Genomic DNA, 841 nt, shown 5'->3' on the forward strand with positions numbered 1-841 from the left:
CTATGAAATGGTATTACAAAATGTATTACCATTCTGGGGCGAAATTAAAGGTAATGTCGAATCCATCAGCAATAAAAATAAGGTGACTATTTGTGATTTCCAAAATATCAATGAAACAAGAGAAACTATCATAGATAAGTATTTCACAAATGGAAAATATAAAAAACTAACATATGTATATGAAACATTTGGTTATAAAAAATTAGTTACTCAAATTAATAAAATTAAAAAAAGCAACCCATGTCCATTCTGTAACGGAAAGAAAGTAATAACAGAAGATAACCTGCATGACGGCGTGTTTAAATTAACAATTCCGTGTGTAACTTGTAATGCAAGTGGTATTAACGATGAAGGACGTAAAGAAATCGTCGATGACATAGACGTGCAAACCTGGTTAACTGGAAAAGTTAGTGATGTTGTGGATGAAAGCTTACGAACTGAGGATGTTGCAAACATTCTAATATTTAATCGAATTCGTGAGTTGAATAAGCGGGAAATGATGGCTGTTTATGAATGTCTTGAGAAAAATAATTAAACTGAACAACTAGTATATTGATTAAATTAATTGGTTATAAAAACGGAAATGTGCGATTTTTATTATGTAAATATAATATATTTAATTAATGTTTAAATAATTAAAAGTAGTTGACTCTCACACTATGTCATTGTTTAAGATAAAATTGAGCTTCGAAGTAGATGTAACTTATAGGAGGAAATGATGTTTAAAATAGGGGATTTTTCAAAACTATCTTCCATTAGTATACGTATGTTGAGACACTACGATAAAGTGGAATTATTACAACCAGTAAAAGTCGATGAGCAGAGTGGTTATCGATTTTAT

At 29.6% G+C, this 841-nt stretch carries 1 protein-coding gene and 1 pseudogene; both read left to right on the forward strand.

Translation table 11 applies throughout. The features are described from left to right. Window positions 1–535, forward strand: a pseudogene (locus tag AC1DTM_RS29440) (excinuclease ABC subunit UvrA); the annotation flags it as partial. A 183-nt stretch (window positions 536–718) separates the two neighbouring features. Beyond that, window positions 719–841 (forward strand): MerR family DNA-binding transcriptional regulator (locus AC1DTM_RS29445; protein WP_477001585.1); only part of this gene is annotated, 123 nt, incomplete at its 3' end.

Source organism: Bacillus sp. P4_D3 (assembly GCF_056401855.1).